Origin of the sequence: Bradyrhizobium diversitatis (assembly GCF_016031635.1) — a bacterium.
GTDB classification, from domain to species: Bacteria; Pseudomonadota; Alphaproteobacteria; order Rhizobiales; family Xanthobacteraceae; genus Bradyrhizobium; species Bradyrhizobium diversitatis.
Map to the genome: position 1 here is coordinate 37,953 of NZ_JACEGD010000043.1, position 15,001 is coordinate 52,953.

Sequence of the window (15,001 nt, forward strand, 5' to 3'; positions counted from 1 at the left end):
GATCGTTGCTTAACGCCCCCTTAGTGGCCGCCCGCTAGATTTTCGACATTGCAGAAATCAATTGGGGGAAATCAGGATGCGGATCGGGAAGCTCTTCGCGCTGTCGATGCTGACGGTGACGGTATTTGCGGTCATCCTTGGCGCCGAGGTGCTGATACCCCAGACGCGCATCTTCGCGAACCGCTCCGACGCGATCAAGACCGTCGATGCCTTTGGTGCGACCCTGATGGCCAGCCAGCACGTCGCCAGCCTTCGCGCACCCTATATCGGACCGATCTTCCAGGAGGGCGCCGCGACCCAGGCGCAGCTCGACGCTGCCACGAAGGCTACGAAAACGGCCGAGGCGGGCTTCGAGGCGGCAAGGCGGGCCGTGATGGTGCTGGATGACGGCGGCGCGATTGCGGAGAATCTCGATCGTGCTGCGCGGCGTCTGAAAGACATCACCGCCGCTGCCGATCGTGCGATGAGCGTTCCCCTCGCGATGCGCGATAGCGCCGCGACAAAGGGCTTCCTGCCCGGCGTTGCCGAGGTCCTCGCCAATCTCGAGCCTGTCATGAACCGGCTCGAGGCGAAGGTGATCAACGCCGATTCCTCGCTTGCGGCGCTGTTGAACCTGGCGCGGACGGCGCAGGATCTGCGCGTGTCGGCCGGCAGCCGTGCGGCCACGCTGTCCCCGGCGCTCTCCGCGCGCCGCCCGCTCACCGCTGCTGAACTGACGCTGATGGACCGGATGCAGGGACGCGTGGAGGCCGACCGCGAGCGTATCGAGGCCGGGATCGACCAGCTCGGAAAGCCCGCCCGTATCGCTGCCGCGTTCAAGGCGGCAACGGACTCCTATTTTGGGCAAGCAGCGGTTGCCGTGGACAAGGAGCTTCCTGCGGCCCGGAGTGACGGCAAGTACGGTGGCACCGCGGACGAGCTGGCGAAGGTCATCGTGCCGGCCATCCAGATGTTCTACGGCGTGCGCGACGCCGCGCTGGCGGAAGCCGCCGAGCGTGCCTCGGCCGCGCGCGACGGCGCGCTGGCGATGCTCGCGCTCGCCGGCGTCGCCGTGTTGGCCCTGCTCGGCACGCTGGGTGGCGTGACCATGATGCTGCGCAGGCGCGTGGTGACGCCGCTCGGCCGGATCGCCGACGTGATCGGCGCCCTCGCCGCCGGGCAGCACGAGGTCGAGATCCCGGCGACGGGCCGCAACGACGAGATCGGCCAGGTCGCAGGCTCGCTCCAGCACTTCAAGGATTCGCTGCTTGCCAAGAAGGCCGCCGACGAGGCTGCCGCGGTCGAAGCGGAAGCGAAGCTCAAACGCAGCCAGCGCATGGACCAGATCGCGCGCGAGTTCGAAGCCATGATCGGCGACGTGATCAACACCGTCTCGTCGGCCTCCTCGGAGCTGGAAGCGTCCGCGGGAACGCTGACGAGCACCGCCGCGCAATCCGAAACGGTCACCGCGACCGTCGCGGCCGCCTCCGAACAGGCCTCCACCAACGTGCAGACCGTTGCAGCGGCGGCCGAGGAGATGGCCTCGTCGGTCGACGAGATCAGCCGTCAGGTCCAGGATTCCGCGCGCATCGCCGGCGAGGCGGTGCAGCAGGCCGGACGCACCAACGACCATGTCGGCGAGCTCGCCAGGGCCGCGGGCCGGATCGGCGACGTCGTCGAGCTCATCAGCCAGATCGCGGGCCAGACCAATCTTCTGGCGCTCAATGCCACCATCGAGGCGGCGCGCGCCGGCGAGGCCGGTCGCGGCTTCGCCGTCGTCGCTTCCGAGGTCAAGGCACTGGCCGAGCAGACCGCCAAGGCCACCGGCGAGATCAGCCAGCAGATCGCAGGGATTCAAGCTGCGACCGAAGATTCCGTCGGCGCCATCAAGGCGATCGGCGACACCATCTCCCGCATGTCCGAGATCGCGTCGGCCATCGCCGCGGCGGTCGAGGAGCAGGGCGCGGCGACGCGGGAGATCTCCCGCAACGTGCAGCAGGCCGCGCGCGGCACCCAGCAGGTCTCCGCCAGCATCGTCGACGTGCAGCGCGGCGCGAGCCAGACCGGATCGGCTTCCTCCAACGTGCTCGCGTCGGCAAGGTCGCTCTCGGGCGAAAGCAGCCGTCTCAAGACCGAGGTCGGAAAATTCCTGGACGCGATCCGTGCGGCGTAGAGGTCCATTGCGAATGGAAGCAGCTTCACCTAGACTTGCATCACGGGGATGTCGCAGCCTCCCCGTCAAGTGGTGATCCCACGCAAGCGCTGCTCGCTGACGTATGGAGCGAGCAATGGACGGGATCGCTGTCGAGCTTCCAATCTTCCTGTTGGCCACTTTTGCCGGCGCATTCGTGGCCGGACTTTCCGGCTTCGCCTTCGGCCTGGTCGCAGCGTCGCTGTGGCTCTATGTGCTGACGCCGTTGCAAAGCGCCAGCCTCATCGTCGGTTTCGGTCTTCTGGTGCAAGGCTACTCGGTCTGGAAGCTGCGCGCCGCAATCGATTGGCGCAGGCTGCTGCCCTTTTTGCTCGGCGGCGCCGCGGGAGTGCCGGTCGGCGTGTCGTTCCTGACCTGGGCCGACCCGAAGAGCGTCCGCATCGCGGTTGGCGCGATCCTCATCGCCTACAGCCTCTATGCCTCCTTCAGACCGCAGCTCAACGTGGCGACCGTCGTGCCGCCGGCCGCGGAGACGACGGTCGGCTTCCTCAACGGCCTGCTCGGCGGGCTGACCGGCCTTGCCGGCATCGTCATCACCATCTGGTGCAATCTGCGAGGCCTGCCCAAGGACATCCAGCGCGCGACATTCCAGCCGGTCGCAGTCGCGGTGTTCGCCATGGCGGCATTGCTGCTGGGTACGACGGGGGCGCTCACGCTGGACACGGCAAGGCTCTTTGCGCTCGGCCTGCCGTTTCTGTTTGCCGGGACGTGGCTCGGGCTGAAGCTGTTCGGCCGGATCGACGAGACCACGTTCCGCCGGATCGTGCTCGTATTGCTGTTCGTCTCGGGCGTCGCGCTGCTGTTCTGAGCCGCGGTCACCCGGATCATGGCAGGCGGAAATCAGGCGCTTTCGCCCGGATTCTCCAGGCTGAACGTCTCGGACTGCTCGTCGTAGGCGAACAGCTCGGCGTAGCGTCCCCAGGACACGACCGTCTTCAGCGTCTCGTCCGCATAGTCCTCGGACATGTAGTCCTCGAGTTCGTTGCGGAAACGCGCGGCCGGTGCGGTGTGCGAGGGACGTTCGTCGAGCACACGGCGGATCAATCCGATGACCGGCACATAGGAAACCAGATGCTCCGCGAACAATCGCTTGCGTGCGTCGGTCTCGAGATAGGCGAAGCGCCGGCCGGCATCGGTGAGCATCAAATCGCCCTCGCTGAGCTGGGCGAAGCGCAGCAGCTGCAAGGACTCGCCGAGATGCAGGATCTCGTCGGCCTCGAACTGGAGCTGGCTTGCGAGCACGGGCAGATCGGCGTGTCCGTGATAGGGTGGGCTCGCCAGGGCCTCGATCAGACCGGACAACACGTTCGACGACACGTGGTGCAGCGTCATGCCGACGCCGGTGCCCGGGATCCCGTCATGGGAGGGCATTTTGGGCTCGGCGCGCTGGGTCATGCGCGCGTAGATGTTGTCGACGAGCTGCCGGAAGGAGGGGTCGAGCCGGTTGCGCGGATGCGGCATGTCGACCTTGATCTCGGCGGCAACGCGGCCCGGATTGGACGAGAACACCAGGATGCGATCGCACATCAGAACCGCTTCCTCGATATTGTGCGTCACCATCAGGACCGACTTGATCGGCAACCGGCCCTCGGTCCAGAGGTCGATCAGGTCCGTGCGCAGCGTCTCGGCGGTGAGGACGTCGAGTGCGGAGAATGGCTCGTCCATCAGCAAGAGATCGGGGTGGACGACCAGCGCACGGGCAAAGCCGACGCGCTGGCGCATGCCGCCCGACAATTCCTTGGGGTAGGCGGATTCGAAGCCGTCGAGGCCGATCAGGTCGATCGCGGCGAGCGCGCGCTTGCGCCGCACGGCGGAATCGACACCGAGTGCCTCCAGTCCGAGCTCGACGTTCTGGAGCACCGTCAGCCAGGGAAACAGCGCGAACGACTGGAATACCATGGCGACGCCGTTCGGCGGACCGACGATGGTCTCGCCGCGGCATGCCGCGCTGCCCGAGGAGGGTGTGACGAGGCCCGCGATGATCCGCAGCAAGGTGGACTTGCCGGATCCGGAGCGGCCGAGCAGGCCGACGATCTCACCGGAATGGATGGTGAGGTCGACCTGTTCGAGCACCAGCAGCTGCTCGCCGCTGCCCTTCGGAAACGACCGGCAGACGTTCCGGATGTCGATGAGGGCGGATGGCTTTGGCTGGTCAAGCATGTATTCCTCCTCATCAGCCGAGACGAAGGCGGCGCTCGCCGTAGGCATAGAGTGGCCGCCAGAGCAGTCGATTGAAAAGCGTCACCATGATACACATCGTGGCGACGCCGAGCACGACCCGCGGAAAGTCGCCGGCCTCCGTCGCCGCGGCGATATAGGCTCCCAGCCCGGTGGCCTGCAGATGCGTGTCGCCCCAGCTGGCGACCTCCGCGACGATGGACGCGTTCCAAGAGCCGCCGGACGCCGTGATCGCGCCGGTGATGTAGTAGGGGAAAATGCCGGGCAGGATCACCTTGAACCACCAGCGCCATCCGCCGAGATGGAAGCTGCTCGCGGCCTCGCGCAAATCGCCTGGAAAGGCGCTCGCACCCGCGATCACGTTGAACAGGATGTACCACTGCGTGCCCAGGATCATCAGCGGGCTCAGCCAGACATTGGCGCTCAACCCGTAGTGGACGATGAGGGAGACGAAGACCGGAAAGGCGAGGTTGGCCGGGAAGGCGGCGAAGAACTGCGCGAGCGGCTGCACACGCTCGGCAAGCTTCGGGCGGAGCCCGATCCACACGCCGACGGGCACCCAGATCAGCGTGGCGAGGCTGATCAGCACGACGACGCGCAACAACGTGACGAGCCCGTCCCCGATCACGACGAGAACGTCGGACATTCCGAGGCTGGCCGAGAGGTAGCGATAGGTCAGCCAGGCGGCATAGGCCGTGCCGGCGAGGATCAGCACGATCCACAGCGCGTCGACGAGGCGAGACGGGCGGCCCTTGCCGCTTCCCGCAGGAGACAGTCTCGGCAGGGGGATGCGCAAATTCGAAATCATCCTGTTCGCCGCGGCGAAGGGGCGCGTGAGGGCGCGCAGCGCGCGGGTGCGACGGAACAGGTCGAGCATCCAGGAGGTCGGCGCGTCGCCGGAGGCGGTCTGCTCGAAGCGGAATTTGTCCGCCCAGGCGACGATCGGGCGGAACAGCAGCTGATCATAGGCGATGATCACGAGCAGCATGGCCAGGATGGCATAGAGGATTGCGGACAGGTTCTGCTGCTGGATGGCCAGCGCAACGTAAGAGCCGACACCCGGCAGCGTCACCGTGGTGTTGCCGACGGTGATCGCCTCCGAGGCCACCACGAAGAACCAGCCGCCCGACATCGACATCATCGCGTTCCAAATCAGGCCCGGCATCGCGAAGGGCACGTCGAGGCGCCAGAAGCGCTGCCAGCCGGAGAGGTGGAAGCTCCGCGTGGCCTCCTCGAGATCCTTCGGCACGTTGCGCATCGACTGGTACATACTGAAGGTCATGTTCCAGGCCTGGCTGGTGAAGATCGCAAACACGGACGCGAGCTCGGCGCCGAGCACCTGGCCAGGAAACAGGTTCATGAAGAACACGACGGTGAAGGTCAGAAAGCCCAGGATCGGCACCGATTGCAGGATGTCGAGCAGCGGGATCAACACCATCTCGGCGCGCCGGCTCTTGGCGGCGATCGCCGCATAGACGAAGGTGAAGATGGTGGAGCAGACGATCGCGAGCAGCATCCGCAACGTCGTGCGCAGCGCGTAAAGCGGCAGGTTCGACGGGTCGAGCGATACCGGCATCAGCTCGAGCTCCGACAGCGGCGCCGTGGTCTGCTCGCCGCCATAGACGATCAGCACCAGGGCGCCGACCACCAGGATCAGCGCGGCGATGTCCCAGACATTGGGACGTAGCGCCTGCCCGATCGCGGCGCCACGAAAATCCTGGAGTCTCATGCGGCCTGCCGTTCTGGAAGGTTGGGCTGAAGTGCTGGGCTAGAACTCGGCGTGCAGGCGGCCCGAGAAGATCGAGACCGGGCCGCGGTCGGCGTTATAGGCCGGGTTCGTGATGAACTGGTAATCGAACGTCATCGTCGTCCAGGAATTGAGCTTCCAGGCATAGTAGGCTTCGAGGATGCGTTCCGGACTGTAGTTGAGCCGCCCGTCGCCGATCAGCAGGCCGGTGCCGCCGGCGGCGAGAAAATCGCGATGCGCGTCGGAAAGTCCGTTGACGGCGCCGCCGATGCCGATCGTATCGTCCGGCCGCCCCCAATGGCTGCCCTTGATCGACAGGCCGCCCGATACGCTGCGGTCGATGTCGGTGAAGGACAGGATCTGGTTCTGGCCGTCATTCCAGCTTGCGCGCGCGAACAGCCCGACGTCCTTGACGATCTGCTGCTCGAGGTTGACGTAGAAGCCGTATTTCGAACGGTCGCGCTGGTTGGCGATCGTGATGTCGTTGATGTCGAGCGCAGGGTTGGCAGCGGCGATCGCGACCACCTGGCGGTAGTTGGCGGTATTGCCGCTGTTGTAGAACGTGCCGACCCGCAACTTGCCGGGTTGGTCGAAGATCGAATGGCGCTCTTCGAGCTCGACGACGGCGCCGCCGGTCTTGAAGACCAGCACGTCGCTGTTGGGCGCATCGGGGACCTGGAACAGCCCGGCGCGCACCGCCCAGTCCTTGCGGTTGAGCTCGACCACGGCGCCACGGGTGTAGCCGGGCAGATCGGCGGGGAAGTCGTAAGCGGCCGACGACCACATCGCCCAGTTCATGAAGTCGGCGCGCGGATCCTTGGCGTAGGCATTGCCGTCGAAGAAATCGCCGACGGCGAAGCGGCCGACGATCAGAGTGACGCGGTCGATGTCGCGCTTGCCCGCGAGCTGGTTCGGGGCGTCGGGCACTTCCTCCTGCTCGCCGCCGAGGCCAAATGTCTGCCTCAAATAGTAGCGCTGTGCACGGATCTTCGGGAATGGCGCGCCGGCCTTTTGTGCCTCGCCGTTGGAGAAGCCGGCGAGACCGAGCGTGCCGTTGAGGCCGGAACCCTGCGCCAGTTCGGGATTGAAGTAGAACTCGCCGCCGTCCCACAGCCGTGCGCCGAGAAAGGCCGTGGTCGTCCAGGTCGCCTGAAACTGGCCACGGCCGGGAAGGCTCAGCGGGCTCGCATAGGGCGAGCGGATCGGCCCGTAGCCCTGCGGCAGCATGGTGGTCTGGGCGTGGACGTTCCAGTCGCCGGACTCCGGGAGCTTCGTCTTGCCGTTGACCGGCGCCATCCAGGGCGTGTCGCCGAAATTGTAGTTGAGGCCGAGCTTGAACAGATGGATGCGCGGATCGACGTCGACGTTGGCCATGCCGAAGGTGCCGAGATCGTAGGTCCGGCGCGACAATGCGACGTAGTCGTATTCGGCCTTCGCGCTCCAATTGCCGCTGACGGCGAATTCGAGGCCAAGTCCCGCCGTCCATCCGGTCTGGTAGTGGCCGACCGGAGAAAGCTCGGTGACGCCATCGGCGTCGTTGACGTTGATATGCGTGTGACCCCAGGCGAAACCGCCGGTGACGAAGGGCATGAAGCGATCGAAGGCATAGCCCAGACGGCCGCGCACGGTGCCGACATAGTCGATGGTGGTGTTGAACGGAGCCGGTGCGCGCTCGTGCGCGGGAAAATCGAGCGGACTGGTGAACGTGGCGTCCGCTTCGACGCCGAGAACGACGCGGTTCGCAAGCTGGCGGTTGTAGCCGAGCTGGTAGCCGCCGGTCAGGCCGGTGGCGCTGTGCGGCAGGCCCGCGCCCTGCAAGGGCAGCGGGTTGGTGCCCGGTCCGAAGCCGGCGTCGCCATAGCCGAAATGACCGCCCACATAGAACCCGGTCCAGTCATAGACGGTTTTCGCCGCGCGCGCCTTCAGCGGCAGGTCGGCTGCCAAGCTTGCACACGGCAGTGCCAGTACGCCCGTGGCAATTGCCGCGGCCGTCCGCAAGTACCGGTGTCGGTAACCCCTCAACGTCAAACGCACGCCCCCAAACGCGAATGTCCAACTCGCCGCACGATCCCTGCCGATTCGCAACGGCTTTGTCTCAGGTCTCGCCTGCTCCCACGCAAGATGATTTCGATCCCGCGTGACCACTTCCTTATTGCAATTAATTCGCAATAGCAACTAGTGCGCTGTCGTTGAGAATAGTTGGCATTGCTCTGTGACGGGACTGTTACATGGCAGGGACGTCTGGAATCCGGGGCAGCCGAGCGGATGCTTGGGACCGATCCAAGGCAGGGACGAGCGCGGGAGGCGGCGGAATTGCGTAAATCGACGGTCGGTTGCCCGCCAGCGGAAGCACTTAGCAGCCGTGGCAGATGCCCTTGATCTTCTTGTTGAGCAACGCGTCATCATTGCTGGCCGCACTGCTCTTGTCCTTGGCTGGCGTGTTCGTTTCCGAGCCGGGACCGTTCGTGGCCTTGGTCGCTGGACTGGCCGAGCCCAACCGTTGCTGCCAGAGCTTCTCGCCGATCATGGATGACCCCGCCCGGGGGGACAGCCGGGCGGGGTCGGGGGCACGACACGGGGTGGATGAGGCGCCCGTGTCGGACGCAGGAGCCAGGAGAGATCGGCCTCAGATACCCAGATCAGTAGCAGGTACGAACGCGGCCGACGTACTGGCCGAAGGCGTTGTACTGGGCGACCCAGCCGCAGCGGTGATAGCCGTGGTAATAGGGGTCGTTGCTGGCGGCGATTGCGGAGCCGACGACGGCGGCGGTGGCGATGCCGGCGCCGACACCCCAGACCCAGCCGGGCTGCTTGGCTTCGGCAGAAGAGGTGGTGGACACGATGCTGCCGGTGACGGCGAGGGCAGCGAGAGCTGCGGCGGCAATCCTGGTCTTGATCGACATGTGTGAAACTCCATCCGGGTTGAGGCGGTCCGTTGTGGCCCGCATGCCCAGTTGGACGGAGGCTCTTCGCATCCGGTTCGAAGATCGCAGATGTGGCCGCGAAGACTCGACCTTTCCCGAATGAATCCAGGAGGATGCCGGCTAGCCGAGGGGGCCCTTGGCGAGCCTGTTCACGTCGAAGTTATCGACTTCACTCAGCAGCTCGCAGAAGGCGCGCGCACCCTGGTCGATCAGCCGCTCGCCCTTCTCGGCCACGGCCAGCGTCGCATTGCCGACCGCGCCGCTGGGGTTGAGATCCTGCGCCTGCCAAGCGAATGGCGCGGGGCGCTGCGTCGAGAGCCAGCGATACTGCTGCTCCATCGCGACGCTGCTCGCAGGGAAATCCGCGATCGCATCCATGCGCACCTGATCGGGATAGCGCGCCAGCATGATCGAGGTCTCGACCGCACCGCCGTGAATGCCGTGGCGCACTTCCTCGGCCGGGAACAATCCGTCCGCGCCGGAGAGCCGCGACCATGACGTCGTCACCACGAAAAGCTTGTGATGCGCGCGCAGATCTTGCGCGACCAGCATCATGGCCGCGCTGTTGCCGCCATGGCTGGTGACGATGACGAGCTTCTTCACGCCGCGGCGTGCAACGTCCTCGCCGATCCCTGTCCATTTCTTCAGCGCAATTTCGGTCGGCAGCGTCTGCGTGCCCGGATAGTCGATATGCTCGGTGGAAATCCCGACCGGTTCAACCGGCAGAAATCCGGCGGGAATGCTCTCAGGCAGCAGCTCGCGCACGCGCGCGAGATAGGCCTCCGCGATCAGTATGTCGGTCGTGAGCGGCAGATGCGGACCGTGCTGCTCGGTCGCCGCCAGCGGCAGCACCGCGATCCAGCGCGACACCTCCGCAGGACCCGCATCGGGCCAGTTGATATCGATCCAGTCGCGGGAGGGCGTCTTCAAGGTTTCTTTGCCCGAATTTGTCACGTAATTTGGAGTATGAGGGGGCGCGGGCCTGGCCGGTTCGCGTCCCCTCATGTCATGCGGTTCTATCGCGTTGCCTTCCCTTGAGCCAGACACGATTGGGCCAGCCACGATCGACGGAGTGCCATCATGACCCCCTCTCATCTGCGGCGAGCGCTAATTGCGGGCTTGCTGGCCGCTTTCGCCTCCCTTGCACCGGCGCGCGCCGAAACGCTCGACAAGGTCACCTTCGGCACCAACTGGGTCGCCGAGGCCGAGCATGGTGGCTTCTTTCAGGCGGTCGCCGACGGCACCTACAGGAAATACGGGCTCGACGTGACCATCGTCCCCGGCGGTCCCAACGAGAACAACCGCATGCTGCTGATTGCCGGCAAGATCGATTTCTTCATGGCCGCGAACACGCTGATGTCGTTCGACGCCGTCGCCAACAACGTCCCCGTCGTGACCATCGCTGCGATCTTCCAGAAGGATCCGCAGGTGATGCTGACGCATCCCGACGCCAAGGTCACGAAGATCGAGGATCTCAAGCCGCTGACGCTGTTCGTCTCCAAGGAGGGCATGGGCAGCTACTTCCAATGGCTGAAGTCCGAATACGGTTTCAACGAGAAGAACGTCCGCCCCTATAATTTCAATCCGCAGCCCTTCATCGCGAACCCGAAGAGCGCCATGCAGGGCTACGTCACCTCCGAGCCGTTCGCGGTCGAGAAGGCCGCCGGCTTCAAGCCCAACGTGCTGCTGCTCGCCGATTACGGCTTCAACACCTATTCGACCCTGATCGAGACGCGCCGCGACATCGTCGAGAAGAAGCCCGATCTGGTCCAGCGCTTCGTCGATGCCTCCATGATCGGCTGGTACAATTACATCTACCGCGACAATTCCGCCGGCAATGCCCTGATCAAGAAGCTGAATCCGGAGATGACCGACGATCTGCTCGCCTATTCCGTCGCCAAGATGAAGGAACACGGCATCGTCGATTCCGGCGACAGCTTGAAGAACGGCATCGGCGCGATGAGCGACGAGCGCTACACCTCCTTCTTCAACAAGATGGTGAAGGCCGGCGTCGTGAAGGCGGATCTCGACTTCCGCAAGTCCTATACGCTGCGCTTCGTCAACAAGGGCGTCGGCATCGAGCTGCGCCCGAACAAGCCGTAACGGATGTTGAGATCAGGCACTGCGGTGCGGCTGGGGCCTACCCCCTCTCCCCGTCGGGGACAGGGCTATCGCATATTAGATGTAGCCATGGGCACCGACTGTATCCACGGCGTCATGGCCGGGCTTGACCCGGCCATCCACGCCTTTTCACGCAGCACAAAGAACGTGGATGCCCGGGACAAGCCCGGGCATGACGACCTCTGCAAAATTCAAACGCGATTGCCCTGCCGTCGGGGAGAGATGAAGGGGGCCCGAAACACAGCAGCCCGCTCTCAATGGTAGAGCGCAACACCCCGCCCACCGTCGAGGCCAGCCTGACGGCTCTTGCCGTCAGTCTGCGCGGCGTGACGAAAGCCTATGACAACGGCATCACGGCACTCGGCCCGTTCGACCTCACTGTGCGCAAGGGCGAGTTCATCTCGCTGCTCGGCCCGTCCGGCTGCGGCAAGTCGACCGCGCTGCGCATCATCGCCGGGCTCAGTGCGCCGTCATCGGGCACTGTGCGGGTGGCGCGTCACAAGGGCTCGGTGCAGCCCGGCCATGTTCAACCAGGTCATGTTCAACCAGGTCATGTTCAACCAGGTCATGGCATCGGCTTCGTGTTTCAGGAGCCGACCCTGATGCCCTGGACCAGCGTCCGCGAGAACGTGCGGCTGCCCTTGAGGCTCGCACGCGTGCCGAAGGCAGACGCGCGCGCGCGTGCCGACGAGGCGCTGGCGAGCGTCGGGCTCGCCGATTTCGCCGATGCCTATCCGCGCGAGCTCTCCGGCGGCATGAAGATGCGGGTATCGCTGGCGCGCGCGCTCGTCACCGACCCCGAGATCCTCCTGATGGACGAGCCGTTCGCAGCCCTCGACGAGATCACGCGCTTCCGCCTCAACAACGATCTGCTCGCCCTGTGGCGCCGCCTTGGCAAGACCGTCATCTTCGTCACCCATTCGGTGTTCGAGTCCGTCTATCTGTCGCAGCGCGTGGTGGTGATGACGGCCCGGCCCGGCCGCATCCAGGCTGACATCCGCATCGAGACGGTCGAGCCGCGCGGGGAGGAGTTTCGGACCTCAGCCGCCTATTCCGATTACTGCCGAAGAGTGTCAGCCGCGCTGGCGCCGTCGTATTCGGGACAGTCGACGCTATGAGCGCGCAAGCGCCCATCACCGCGGGATCGTCCCGCGCGCAGCGCGCGATGCGCTACGTGCTTCCCGTCATGGTGTTCGCGGCCGGCCTCGTCGCCTGGGAACTCGTGGTCCGCATCAAGGGGATCCCGCCTTACGTGCTGCCGGCGCCGTCCGTCATCGTCCTGACGCTGATCAGGGACTGGGCGGTTCTGTCACAATCGCTCGCCACCACGCTCCTGACCACGCTCGAGGGGTTCCTAGCGGCGAGTATCGGCGGCATCGCGCTGGCGCTGCTGTTCAACCAGTCGAAATGGGTGGAATATTCGCTGTTCCCCTATGCCGTGGTCCTGCAGGTGACGCCTGTCATCGCGATCGCGCCGCTGCTGCTGATCTATCTGGAGCAGCAGACCGCGGTCGTGGTCTGCGCCTTCATCGTCGCCTTCTTTCCGGTGCTGTCCAACACCACGCTCGGGCTGAATTCGGTGGATCGCAATCTCGCCGGCCTGTTCCAGCTCTATGGTGCCTCGCCACAGCAGACGCTGCGCTTTCTCAAGCTGCCCGCGGCACTGCCCTACATTCTCGGGGGCCTGCGCATTGCCGGCGGCCTGTCGCTGATCGGCGCGGTCGTGGCCGAGATCGCGGCGGGAACAGCGGGCGCCGGCTCCGGCCTCGCCTACGGGATCGCCGAGTCCGGCTATCGCCTGAACATACCCCGCATGTTCGCGGCGCTGCTTCTGTTGTCGCTGGCCGGGATTGTCATCTATGGGGTGCTGGCGCTAGTTTCCCACCTCGTTTTACGGCGCTGGCATGAGAGCGCGCTTGGAAAGGAAAACTGATGGCTGCCGGTTCGATTTCGTCCGAAAAGATCGACCTCCTGATCTATGGGCCGGTGCGGCCGATCCTCGAGAACGGCTTTTCCGATCATTTCGTCGTGCACAAGGCGGAGACGCGCGGCGATCTCGAGCGCCTGACGCCGGCGGTTCGCGACAGGATCCGCGGCGTCGCCGTGACCTATCACACCGTGCGTGCGGACAGGGATTCGCTGTCACAGCTGCCGAAGCTGGAGATGGTGGCGAGCTTCGGCGTCGGCTACGACCATGTCGACGCCAAATACGCGGCCGAGAACAATATCGTCGTCACCAATACGCCCGACGTGCTGACCGAGGAGGTCGCCGACGTCGCGATGGGTCTTCTGATCGCGACCTTGCGCGAGTTCGTCAAGGCCGACCGTTACGTCCGCTCCGGCCTCTGGCAGACGCAGAACTATCCGCTCAGCGTCGGCTCGCTGCGCGACCGCAAGGTCGGCATCGTCGGCATGGGCCGGATCGGCCAGGCCATCGCGCGCCGGCTCGACGCCTCGCTGGTGCCGGTGGTGTACCACTCGCGCAATCCGTCCAAGGACGTCTCCTACAAGCACTACCCTGACCTGCTCGAGATGGCGAAGGCGGTGGACACGCTGATGGTGATCGTGCCCGGAGGCGCCGCCACGAACAAGATGATCAATGAAGAGGTGCTGAAGGCGCTCGGTCCGCGCGGCGTGCTGGTCAACGTGGCGCGCGGCTCGGTGGTGGACGAGCCGGCGCTGATCCAGGCGCTGAAATCCGGCACCATCCTCGCCGCCGGCCTCGACGTGTTCGCGGCCGAGCCGAACGTGCCGGACGAGCTCAAGACCATGCAGAACGTCGTGCTGCTGCCGCATATCGGTTCGGCCTCGGTGGTGACGCGCAACGCGATGGACCAGCTCGTGGTCGACAATCTCAAGGCCTGGTTTGCCGGCAAGGCGCCGCTGACGCCGGTTGCGGAAACGCCGGTCAAGGGGCGCTGATGAGAGCTCTTCGGGTCGTTGCATCCGCCGTCGCGGCCTCCTTGGCCGCGATCGGCGCCGTAGCGGCCTCCCTGGCCGCGATCGGCCTTGCGCATGCACAGGATGCGACGAGCCTGAAGAAGCAGATGCCCGGCCAGTGGGAGCTCTCGACCACCGAGCGCAGCAAGACCTGCGTCGTCACGCTCAAGAGCGACGCGGCGGCGCAGGGCTTCAAGCTGGAGCTGGAGCCGGCCTGCAAGACCGCGCTGCCCTTCACGAAAGATATCGTCGCCTGGAACGTCAGGGGCCTCGACATCGTCCGCTTGCAGGACGCGACCGGGGAAGCCGTGATCGACTTCACCGAGGTCGAGGCCGGCATCTTCGAGGGCCTGCGCCAGGGCGAGGGCGTCTATATCCTGCAGGATCTCGCGGCCGCGCGTTCGATGGCCAAGTCGATGGACCAGATGATCGGCGACTGGTCGATGGTGCGCGGCAACGGCCAGCCGGTCTGCGGGCTGACGCTGACCAACACCGAAGCGGACTCGGACAATTTCCAGGTCTTCCTCAAGCCGAAATGCGACGCGACGATCGCGCAGTTCAACCCGACGCAATGGCGCCTCGAACGCGGCCAGATCATCCTGATGTCGAAATCAGGCGAGGCCTGGCAGTTCGAGGCCGACGACCACGCGCAGTGGCGGCGCGTCCCCGACACCGCCGATCCCCTGATCATGCTGCGTCAGTAGGCGCGGGCAGGCCGCAGGCTCTCCGGCCTTCCCCCGCAAGCGCAGGGCAATCGCATATGAAGACTTACAAGAGGTCGTTATGCCCGGGCTTGTCCCGGGCATCCACGTTCTTTGTGCCGTGTAGCCAGGCGTGGATGGCCGGGACAGGCCCGGCCATGACGCTGTGGAAACTGTCGACGTCCCTCGCGCCTCATCC

General features: G+C 65.3%; 13 protein-coding genes. 7 read left to right on the forward strand and 6 right to left on the reverse strand.

Features of this window, described 5'->3' with window-relative positions:
- Positions 1–76 precede the first annotated feature (76 nt).
- Entirely contained in the window at positions 77–2,152 is a 2,076-nt protein-coding gene (locus H1B27_RS33850; RefSeq protein ID WP_197969022.1) for a methyl-accepting chemotaxis protein, read from the forward strand.
- Between the two features lie 115 nt (positions 2,153–2,267).
- Entirely contained in the window at positions 2,268–2,999 is a 732-nt protein-coding gene (locus tag H1B27_RS33855; protein WP_197969023.1) for a sulfite exporter TauE/SafE family protein, read from the forward strand.
- A gap of 32 nt (positions 3,000–3,031) precedes the next feature.
- Here the strand turns inward: H1B27_RS33855 and H1B27_RS33860 are convergent, their stop codons facing one another.
- From H1B27_RS33860 to H1B27_RS33885, 6 genes are all read right to left on the reverse strand, one after another.
- Positions 3,032–4,351, reverse strand: coding sequence for an ABC transporter ATP-binding protein (locus tag H1B27_RS33860; protein WP_197969024.1), 1,320 nt, complete (start codon positions 4,349–4,351; stop codon positions 3,032–3,034).
- A 13-nt stretch (positions 4,352–4,364) separates the two neighbouring features.
- Positions 4,365–6,098, reverse strand: coding sequence for an ABC transporter permease (locus tag H1B27_RS33865; RefSeq protein WP_197969025.1), 1,734 nt, complete (start codon positions 6,096–6,098; stop codon positions 4,365–4,367).
- Between the two features lie 39 nt (positions 6,099–6,137).
- A complete protein-coding gene (locus tag H1B27_RS33870; RefSeq protein WP_246515875.1) occupies positions 6,138–8,060 on the reverse strand; it encodes a carbohydrate porin in 1,923 nt (640 codons plus the stop codon).
- A 409-nt stretch (positions 8,061–8,469) separates the two neighbouring features.
- Entirely contained in the window at positions 8,470–8,643 is a 174-nt protein-coding gene (locus tag H1B27_RS33875; protein WP_156505427.1) for a hypothetical protein, read from the reverse strand.
- Between the two features lie 112 nt (positions 8,644–8,755).
- Positions 8,756–9,019 carry a hypothetical protein gene (locus H1B27_RS33880; RefSeq protein ID WP_061882546.1) on the reverse strand — a complete coding sequence of 88 codons (264 nt, stop codon included), beginning with the start codon at positions 9,017–9,019 and terminating at the stop codon, positions 8,756–8,758.
- Positions 9,020–9,160: 141 nt separating this feature from the next.
- A complete protein-coding gene (locus H1B27_RS33885; protein ID WP_246515877.1) occupies positions 9,161–9,970 on the reverse strand; it encodes a creatininase family protein in 810 nt (269 codons plus the stop codon).
- Positions 9,971–10,120: 150 nt separating this feature from the next.
- Between H1B27_RS33885 and H1B27_RS33890 the strand changes: the two genes are divergently transcribed.
- The 5 genes from H1B27_RS33890 (at position 10,121) to H1B27_RS33910 (ending at position 14,805) form a co-directional block, all read left to right on the forward strand.
- Complete coding sequence (locus H1B27_RS33890) at positions 10,121–11,143, forward strand: ABC transporter substrate-binding protein (RefSeq protein ID WP_061882544.1); 1,023 nt, start codon at positions 10,121–10,123, stop codon at positions 11,141–11,143.
- A 275-nt stretch (positions 11,144–11,418) separates the two neighbouring features.
- Entirely contained in the window at positions 11,419–12,279 is an 861-nt protein-coding gene (locus H1B27_RS33895) for an ABC transporter ATP-binding protein (protein WP_197969028.1), read from the forward strand.
- Positions 12,276–13,094, forward strand: coding sequence for an ABC transporter permease (locus tag H1B27_RS33900; protein WP_197969029.1), 819 nt, complete (start codon positions 12,276–12,278; stop codon positions 13,092–13,094). Before H1B27_RS33895 ends, H1B27_RS33900 begins: the two co-directional genes overlap by 4 nt.
- Complete coding sequence (locus tag H1B27_RS33905; protein ID WP_197969030.1) at positions 13,094–14,083, forward strand: 2-hydroxyacid dehydrogenase; 990 nt, start codon at positions 13,094–13,096, stop codon at positions 14,081–14,083. The genes H1B27_RS33900 and H1B27_RS33905 overlap by 1 nt, the downstream gene beginning before the upstream one ends.
- On the forward strand, positions 14,083–14,805 hold the full coding sequence (locus H1B27_RS33910) for an AprI/Inh family metalloprotease inhibitor (protein ID WP_061882540.1): 723 nt from the start codon (positions 14,083–14,085) through the stop codon (positions 14,803–14,805). Before H1B27_RS33905 ends, H1B27_RS33910 begins: the two co-directional genes overlap by 1 nt.
- Positions 14,806–15,001 lie beyond the last annotated feature (196 nt).

Coding starts and splice junctions, on each gene's coding strand:
- H1B27_RS33865 (WP_197969025.1), bottom strand. CDS start 6,098: ATGAGACTCCAGGATTTTCGTGGCGCCGCGATCGGGCAGGCGCTACGT.
- H1B27_RS33875 (WP_156505427.1), bottom strand. CDS start 8,643: ATGATCGGCGAGAAGCTCTGGCAGCAACGGTTGGGCTCGGCCAGTCCA.
- H1B27_RS33905 (WP_197969030.1), top strand. CDS start 13,094: ATGGCTGCCGGTTCGATTTCGTCCGAAAAGATCGACCTCCTGATCTAT.
- H1B27_RS33860 (WP_197969024.1), bottom strand. CDS start 4,351: ATGCTTGACCAGCCAAAGCCATCCGCCCTCATCGACATCCGGAACGTC.
- H1B27_RS33895 (WP_197969028.1), top strand. CDS start 11,419: ATGGTAGAGCGCAACACCCCGCCCACCGTCGAGGCCAGCCTGACGGCT.
- H1B27_RS33850 (WP_197969022.1), top strand. CDS start 77: ATGCGGATCGGGAAGCTCTTCGCGCTGTCGATGCTGACGGTGACGGTA.
- H1B27_RS33900 (WP_197969029.1), top strand. CDS start 12,276: ATGAGCGCGCAAGCGCCCATCACCGCGGGATCGTCCCGCGCGCAGCGC.
- H1B27_RS33855 (WP_197969023.1), top strand. CDS start 2,268: ATGGACGGGATCGCTGTCGAGCTTCCAATCTTCCTGTTGGCCACTTTT.
- H1B27_RS33910 (WP_061882540.1), top strand. CDS start 14,083: ATGAGAGCTCTTCGGGTCGTTGCATCCGCCGTCGCGGCCTCCTTGGCC.
- H1B27_RS33880 (WP_061882546.1), bottom strand. CDS start 9,019: ATGTCGATCAAGACCAGGATTGCCGCCGCAGCTCTCGCTGCCCTCGCC.
- H1B27_RS33890 (WP_061882544.1), top strand. CDS start 10,121: ATGACCCCCTCTCATCTGCGGCGAGCGCTAATTGCGGGCTTGCTGGCC.